The 7,921-nt window shown below is 68.1% G+C and carries 8 protein-coding genes; 6 read left to right on the top strand and 2 right to left on the bottom strand.

Annotated features, from left to right (window positions below):
• The 3 genes from ACFU6I_RS46980 to ACFU6I_RS46970 form a co-directional block, all read left to right on the top strand.
• On the top strand, positions 1-1,348 hold a 1,348-nt coding region (locus ACFU6I_RS46980; RefSeq protein WP_384380291.1), incomplete at its 5' end, for a M16 family metallopeptidase.
• A 24-nt stretch (positions 1,349-1,372) separates the two neighbouring features.
• Entirely contained in the window at positions 1,373-2,125 is a 753-nt protein-coding gene (dapB, locus tag ACFU6I_RS46975) for a 4-hydroxy-tetrahydrodipicolinate reductase (protein ID WP_384380288.1), read from the top strand.
• A 14-nt stretch (positions 2,126-2,139) separates the two neighbouring features.
• Positions 2,140-2,631 carry a hypothetical protein gene (locus tag ACFU6I_RS46970; RefSeq protein ID WP_384380285.1) on the top strand — a complete coding sequence of 164 codons (492 nt, stop codon included), beginning with the start codon at positions 2,140-2,142 and terminating at the stop codon, positions 2,629-2,631.
• A gap of 373 nt (positions 2,632-3,004) precedes the next feature.
• On the opposite strand, the gene ACFU6I_RS46965 is transcribed toward ACFU6I_RS46970, so the two are convergent.
• Positions 3,005-3,556, bottom strand: coding sequence for a hypothetical protein (locus tag ACFU6I_RS46965; protein ID WP_384380282.1), 552 nt, complete (start codon positions 3,554-3,556; stop codon positions 3,005-3,007).
• A 93-nt stretch (positions 3,557-3,649) separates the two neighbouring features.
• A complete protein-coding gene (locus tag ACFU6I_RS46960) occupies positions 3,650-3,886 on the bottom strand; it encodes a hypothetical protein (RefSeq protein ID WP_384380279.1) in 237 nt (78 codons plus the stop codon).
• Positions 3,887-4,073: 187 nt separating this feature from the next.
• Between ACFU6I_RS46960 and thyX the strand changes: the two genes are divergently transcribed.
• The 3 genes from thyX (at position 4,074) to ACFU6I_RS46945 (ending at position 7,676) form a co-directional block, all read left to right on the top strand.
• Complete coding sequence (gene thyX, locus ACFU6I_RS46955; protein ID WP_384380277.1) at positions 4,074-4,811, top strand: FAD-dependent thymidylate synthase; 738 nt, start codon at positions 4,074-4,076, stop codon at positions 4,809-4,811.
• Between the two features lie 152 nt (positions 4,812-4,963).
• Positions 4,964-5,863 (top strand): 4-hydroxy-tetrahydrodipicolinate synthase, encoded by a 900-nt coding sequence (dapA, locus tag ACFU6I_RS46950; protein WP_345514408.1) that lies wholly within the window; start codon positions 4,964-4,966, stop codon positions 5,861-5,863.
• Between the two features lie 127 nt (positions 5,864-5,990).
• Positions 5,991-7,676 (top strand): ribonuclease J, encoded by a 1,686-nt coding sequence (locus tag ACFU6I_RS46945; protein ID WP_384380275.1) that lies wholly within the window; start codon positions 5,991-5,993, stop codon positions 7,674-7,676.
• Positions 7,677-7,921: the final 245 nt, after the last annotated feature.

Here is a 7,921-nt window from a genome sequence, read left to right as displayed (position 1 = left end):
CGCCTCCTCCGAGGCGCGGGCCGTCGCCCGTACCCAAACGCTTCTCAAGGGCAGCAACGGCGTCGGCACAGTCCGCCGCACGGTCCTCCCCGGCGGTCTGCGGATCGTCACCGAGACCCTGCCCTCCGTACGCTCCGCCACCTTCGGGATCTGGGTCAACGTCGGATCACGCGACGAGACACCCACGCTGAACGGCGCGACGCACTACCTCGAGCACCTTCTGTTCAAGGGCACGGACCGGCGCAGTGCTCTCGACATATCGTCCGCGATCGACGCGGTCGGCGGCGAGATGAACGCCTTCACGGCGAAGGAGTACACCTGCTATTACGCGCGGGTCCTCGACACCGACCTGCCGTTGGCCATCGATGTCGTCTGCGACATGCTGACCGGCTCGCTGATCGCCCCCGAGGATGTCGACGCCGAGCGCGGCGTCATCCTCGAAGAGATCGCGATGACCGAGGACGACCCGGGCGACTGCGTGCACGATCTGTTCGCGCACACGATGTTCGGCGACACCCCCCTCGGCCGTCCGGTCCTCGGCACCGTCGACACGATCAACGCGCTCAGCCGCGGCCAGATCGCCCGCTTCTACAAGAAGCACTACGACCCGACCCACCTGGTCGTCGCCGCGGCGGGCAATGTCGACCACGCCAAGGTCGTCCGACAGGTCCGCCGGGCCTTCGAGCGGGCCGGCGCGCTGACCCGCACCGACGCCGTCCCGGTCGCACCGCGCGAGGGCTCCCGCCCCCTGCGCACCGCAGGCCGGGTCGAGGTACTGAACCGGAAGACCGAGCAGGCCCACGTCGTCCTCGGTATGCCCGGTCTGGCCCGCACCGACGAGCGCCGCTGGGCACTCGGGGTGCTCAACACCGCACTCGGCGGCGGCATGAGCTCCCGCCTCTTCCAGGAGGTACGGGAGAAGCGCGGTCTCGCCTACAGCGTGTATTCGTACACCTCGGGCTTCGCCGACTGCGGACTCTTCGGCGTGTACGCGGGCTGCCGGCCCAGCCAGGTCCACGATGTCCTGAAGATCTGCCGTGACGAGCTCGACCGGGTAGCGTCCGACGGACTGAGCGACGAGGAGATCGGCCGCGCCATCGGCCAGCTCTCCGGCTCCACCGTCCTCGGCCTTGAGGACACCGGTGCGCTGATGAACCGTATCGGCAAGAGCGAGCTGTGCTGGGGTGAGCAGCTGTCGGTCGACGACCTGCTGTCCCGGATGGCACAGGTCACCCCCGATGATGTCCGGGCGGTGGCCGGCGAAGTCCTCGGACAGCGACCGTCGCTCTCCGTCATCGGTCCGCTGAAGGACAAGCAGGCCGGCCGCCTCGACGAAGCGGTCTCCTAACCCCACCCGTAAGGAAGCAGAGCAATGAGCAAGCTGCGCGTGGCCGTTCTCGGCGCCAAGGGCCGCATCGGATCGGCGGCCGTACGAGCCGTCGAGGCCGCCGACGACATGGAACTGGTGGCCGCTCTCGGCCGGGGCGACAAGCTGGAGACCCTCACCGAGAACGACGCCCAGGTCGTGGTCGAACTCACCACGCCCGGGTCGGTGATGGGGAACCTCGACTTCTGTATCCGGCACGGCATCCACGCGGTCGTCGGCACCACCGGCTGGACCGACGAGCGGCTCGCGCAGCTGAACACCTGGCTCTCCGCCTCCCCGGAGACCGGTGTGCTCATCGCGCCGAACTTCTCCATCGGCGCGGTCCTCACCATGAAGTTCGCCGAGCAGGCAGCCCGCTACTTCGAGTCCGTCGAGGTCGTCGAACTGCATCACCCCAACAAGGTCGACGCTCCGTCCGGCACCGCCACCCGCACCGCCCAGCTGATCGCCGAGGCCCGGCGAAAGGCCGGTTGCGCCCCGCAGCCGGACGCCACGGCCACGGCGCTCGACGGCGCCCGCGGCGCGGACGTGGACGGGGTCCCGGTCCACGCGATCCGGCTCCGCGGCCTCCTGGCTCACCAGGAGGTGCTGCTCGGCGGCGAGGGGGAGACCCTCACCATCCGCCACGACTCCCTGCACCACAGCAGCTTCATGCCGGGCATCCTGCTCGGCGCGCGCCGCGTGGCGACCACTCCGGGCCTCACCTTCGGCCTGGAAAACTTCCTCGACCTGAACTGACTGAGCCCACCGCCATGCGCGCAAAGATCACCTATTTCGTCACCGCTGCCGTCCTGGTCTTCTACTTCGTCCTGGTCGGCAGCCGTGGCCTGCTGCTCATCGAGCACGGCACGCTGATCACGGTCACTTTCGGGGTCGCGGTACTGATCCTGCCGGTGATCGGTATCTGGTTCCTCTGGAAGAACACCCAGTTCGTCCGCAGGGCCAACGCCCTCGCCGCCGAACTCGAATCCGAGGGTGGCCTGCCGGTCGACGAACTGGTCCGTACCCCGGGAGGCCGTATCGACCGCGATTCGGCCGACGCGGTGTTCGCACGGCGCCGCGAGGAGACCGAGGACTCCCCGGACGACTGGCGCTGCTGGTTCCGCCTCGCCGTCGCCTATCAGGACGCCCGGGACACCCCGCGCGCCCGCAAGGCCATGCAGCGCGCCATCGCCCTGCACATGAGCCCGACGCCGACGGGCGCACCGGGCTCGTCCGCGACCTCGGTCCCGTCCGGCGACTGAGGAGACGTTCGAGCCCGTACGGCGTCCGAGGACGGAACCGGACGCGGACGCCGTACACCAGTCCAAGCCGTGGCCGAGGTGGGTGTCTCGTGCACGACGGCTCATATGTGGGTACGCGGGTTCGTCGCCGAGGGCGAAGTGGATCCGGCCTGCCGGTCCAGCCGGCCTCGTTCGGCCCGCACCGCACTCCCGCCGCGGTCGAGGCATGCGTGCGCGAACTGCGGACCGGCCGCACGATCGGCCCGGTCCGCATCGGCGTGCCGGTGCGCACCGCGTCGTCGCCGACACGGACCGCACCGGCTCGCCTGCATGGACCGGCGTACCGGCACGGTGACCTGCCGCCACTCCACACGAAGGCCCTGCGGGACGGCCCTCAGCCGCGCCGGTACTCGTCCCCCCATGCCTCGATCGTGTCGGCGGCCCGGTCGAACGCCTCGCCACGCCCGAGGAAGTCCGCATTGCAGTCGGTGAGCAGCGGCGGCACGGCCTCGCCACCCTTCCGTACGACGATCAGGGCCTGACCCTGCACGGTGCGGGGGAAGCCGAGCCACCTCACCGGCTGCTGAACCGTACGGACCGTGGCGGCCCGGTTCCACGACACGGTCGTCGTCAGGAAGAAGCCCACCCGCCGTACGCCGTGCCGGCTCACCCAGGCGCCCATCCGCAGCAGTCGCAGTGCGCAGAAGATCATCACAAGGGCGAGCCCGACACATAGGGAAGCCCCGGGCAACGCCCCGGCAAACGCGATGATCATGCCCGCGATGAGCACGAACGAGGCGAGCAACAACGCAGTGGCCGCCGCCGCGACCCGCCACGGCCCGGGGCGGTAGGGGCGCCGCCAGCTGTCGTGGTCGTCGAACGGCAGCGCAATGTCCTCAGCGCTCGCGTCAAACGCGCGGTCGGCCGTCAGAAAGGGCAGGGGCACGACTGATCCTCACTCACAAGCACGCTCGATTGCTGTGCCCGGTGAGGCTACCGAGCAGGCCCCCGCCCCTACCACCCCAGGGGTCCGTACGAGTCAGCGGTGGGCGGCCTCGGTCTGCTGGCTGTGCGACGGAGTCTGCTCCGGGGCGAGGGCCGGAAGGCCGAGAAGCAGCGATCCGGCGAGACCGGCGATCACGGTCAGCCCCACGAGGGAGCGGGCCGCCAGCTGGGAGACGGTGGCGCGCTCCCGGGGCGGCGGGGTGACGTTGCTGCGGAATCGGTCGGCCTCGGCCACGAAAGCGAACGGGACGGCTTCACGCCGGCGGAACATGAGGAAGCTCTCCTTGAACTCTGATGGAGACGGTGTTATTGAGTCAGACGCACGGCGGGCCCGTTCGGTGCCCCGAATCGCCGAATTCGCCGAAGAAATCCTCGGACGGGCCTTGTGAGGCTCGTTGTCGGTGGCGGCCCGTAGAGTGGGCGCCGCCCGAGCGACGCAATTGGAAGGACCCCCGCCGGTGACCGAGACCCCCGAGCCCGCAAAGCCCAGCTTCCGCAGCGATGTGACCGTCGAGCTGGTGAAGCACTCCGCGACCGACTCCGACGTCCTGTTCGCCGCCCGTGTCTCCACGGCCGGAGAGCAGTCCCTCGAAGAGGTCACGAAGGACCCGGAGCGCTCGAAGGGGCTCATCAACTTCCTCATGCGGGACCGTCACGGATCCCCGTTCGAGCACAACTCGATGACGTTCTTCATCAGCGCACCGATCTTCGTGTTCCGCGAGTTCATGCGTCACCGCGTCGGCTGGTCGTACAACGAGGAATCGGGCCGCTACAGGGAGCTGGAGCCGGTCTTCTACGTTCCCGGTGAGGCCCGCAAGCTCGTCCAGCAGGGGCGCCCCGGCAAGTACGAGTTCGTCGAGGGCACCGCGGCCCAGCAGGAGCTCACCGGCCGCGTGATGGAGGACTCGTACCGCGAGGCGTACGAGGCGTACCAGGAGATGCTCGCTGCCGGCGTCGCACGCGAGGTCGCCCGGGCCGTGCTCCCGGTCGGCCTGTTCTCGTCGATGTATGCCACGTGCAACGCGCGTTCGCTGATGCACTTCCTCGGTCTGCGCACCCAGCACGAGCTGGCGAAGGTCCCGTCCTTCCCGCAGCGTGAGATCGAAATGGTCGGCGAACAGATGGAGGACCACTGGGCTCGGCTCATGCCGCTCACCCATGCAGCCTTCAACAAGAATGGACGCGTAGCCCCGTAAGCGGTGTCCGTATTGCGACGTTTCGTGAAGTTCATCTAGGCTGATCAAACGGACCCGGCACTGCTTGAACCCCCGAGCAGGCAGTGCCGGGCTCCTCTCCCTTGTCCCCCCGAGGGACCACCGGGCGCTGAGCAGCGAGTAGCGTGTTACCCATGGCTCCGATCTCCACTCCGCAGACTCCCTTCGGGCGGGTCCTCACCGCCATGGTCACGCCCTTCACGGCGGACGGCGCACTCGACCTCGACGGCGCCCAGCGGCTCGCCGCCCACCTGGTGGACGCAGGCAATGACGGCCTGATCATCAACGGCACCACTGGCGAGTCCCCGACCACCAGCGACGCGGAGAAAGACCAGCTCGTACGGGCGGTCCTGGAAGCTGTAGGGGACCGGGCCCATGTCGTCGCCGGCATCGGTACCAACGACACCCGCCACAGCATCGAGCTCGCCCGCACGGCCGAGCGCTCCGGCGCGCACGGTCTTCTCGCAGTCACGCCGTACTACAACAAGCCGCCGCAGGAAGGCATCTTCCGCCACTTCACGGCGATCGCGGACGCCACCGGTCTCCCGGTGATGCTCTACGACATTCCCGGTCGCAGCGGTGTGCCGATCGACACAGAGACACTGGTACGGCTCGCCGAGCACCCGCGAATCGTCGCCAACAAGGACGCCAAGGGCGACCTCGGCCGCGCAAGCTGGGCCATCGCCCGGTCCGGCCTCGCCTGGTACTCAGGCGACGACATGCTGAACCTCCCGCTGCTCTCGGTCGGCGCGGTCGGCTTCGTCTCCGTCGTCGGCCACGTCGTCACCCCCGACCTGCGTGCCCTCATCGAGGCGTACCTCGGTGGCGACGTCCAGAAGGCCACCGAGATCCACCAGAAGCTCCTGCCGGTCTTCACCGGCATGTTCCGCACCCAGGGCGTGATCACCACCAAGGCGGCGCTGGCGCTGCAGGGCCTGCCCGCAGGCCCGCTGCGCCTCCCTCTGGTGGAACTCACCGCACAGGAAGCGGCCCAGCTCAAGATCGACCTCGCCGCCGGTGGGGTACAGCTGTAACCACAGACTTCACAACTGAATACGCGAAGAACACTCACAAGAGCGACGTCAGAGAACAGCAAGTGCACGAATGACACGCACGCCACGTGCCTCAGCGGTACGTGGCGTGCGTGGTAAGGAGAGTCTTTTGAGTCATCCGCATCCCGAACTCGGCACCCCGCCGAAGCTCCCGAAGGGTGGCCTCCGCGTCACCCCGCTCGGCGGCCTCGGCGAAATCGGCCGCAACATGACGGTTTTCGAGTACGGCGGCCGCCTGCTCATCGTCGACTGCGGAGTGCTCTTCCCCGAGGAGGAGCAGCCCGGAATCGACCTGATCCTGCCCGATTTCTCCACGATCCGGGACCGCCTCGACGACGTCGAGGGCATCGTCCTCACGCACGGCCACGAGGACCACATCGGTGGCGTCCCGTATCTGCTGCGCCTGAAGCCGGACATCCCGCTCATCGGTTCCAAGCTGACCCTCGCACTGATCGAGGCGAAGCTTCAGGAGCACCGGATCCGTCCGTACACCCTTGAGGTGGAAGAAGGCCAGCGCGAGCGCATCGGCGTCTTCGACTGCGAGTTCATCGCGGTCAACCACTCCATCCCGGATGCCCTCGCGGTCGCCATCCGCACCCCTGCGGGCATGGCCGTCGCGACCGGCGACTTCAAGATGGACCAGCTCCCGCTGGACGGCCGGCTCACCGACCTGCACGCCTTCGCCCGGCTGAGCGAGGAAGGCATCGACCTCCTCCTCTCCGACTCGACGAATGCGGAGGTGCCCGGCTTCGTACCGCCCGAGCGGGACATCTCCAACGTCCTGCGCACGGTCTTCGCGAACGCCCAGAAGCGCATCATCGTGGCGAGCTTCGCCAGCCATGTGCACCGCATTCAGCAGATCCTGGACGCAGCACACGAGTACGGCCGCCGGGTCGCCTTCGTCGGCCGCTCGATGGTCCGCAACATGGGCATCGCCCGCGACCTCGGTTATCTGAAGGTTCCCGCGGGCCTGGTCGTCGACGTCAAGACCCTCGACGACCTGCCGGACGACGAGGTCGTGCTGGTCTGCACGGGCTCGCAGGGCGAGCCGATGGCCGCACTGTCCCGGATGGCCAACCGCGACCACCAGATCCGGATCGTTCAGGGCGACACGGTGATCCTGGCGTCGTCCCTGATCCCGGGCAATGAGAACGCGGTCTACCGCGTGATCAACGGCCTGACCCGCTGGGGCGCCAATGTCGTCCACAAGGGCAACGCCAAGGTCCATGTCTCGGGCCACGCCTCGGCCGGCGAGCTCCTGTACTTCTACAACATCTGCAAGCCGAAGAACCTGATGCCGGTGCACGGCGAATGGCGTCACCTGCGGGCCAACGCCGAGCTGGGCGCCCTTACCGGTGTTCCCAAGGACCACATCGTCATCGCCGAGGACGGTGTCGTGGTCGACCTCATCGACGGCAAGGCCAAGATCGTCGGCAAGGTCCAGGCGGGTTACGTGTACGTCGACGGCCTCTCGGTCGGGGACGTCACGGAGACCTCCCTCAAGGACCGCCGCATCCTCGGCGACGAAGGCATCATTTCGGTCTTCATCGTGGTCGACAGCTCTTCCGGCAAGATCACGGGCGGCCCCGACATCCATGCCAGGGGTTCCGGTATCGACGACGCGGCATTCAGCGCCGTCGTACCGAAGATCGAGGAAGCGATCAACAAGTCCGCCCAGGACGGCGTGATGGAGCCGCACCAGCTGCAGCAGCTCGTCCGCCGCACGGTGGGCAAGTGGGTCTCCGACACCTACCGTCGGCGCCCGATGATCCTCCCCGTGGTCGTCGAGGTCTGACCCTCCGACAGGCGCGAACTCCGGAGCGGGGCCCCCGATTTGCATCGGGCGCCCCGCTCCAGTACGTTTGCGGTTCCGCCTGACCGGGAAGCAGCCCGCGCACTCGTGCGCCTAGGACGCCCCGAGCGGGGCGGAAATTCCGACTCAGAACTTCTGATAAAGTCGGATCCGCCGAAAGGCAAAGGCCACTCCAAAGGCCACCGGAATCAAATTCGGACCGGAAACGGAAACGAAAAAGAGTCTGG

Source organism: Streptomyces sp. NPDC057486, from assembly GCF_042802415.1.
Lineage (GTDB): Bacteria > Actinomycetota > Actinomycetes > Streptomycetales > Streptomycetaceae > Streptomyces > Streptomyces yanii.
The sequence above is the reverse complement of the archived record's forward strand: the minus strand, read 5'-3'. Positions and strand labels throughout refer to the sequence as shown.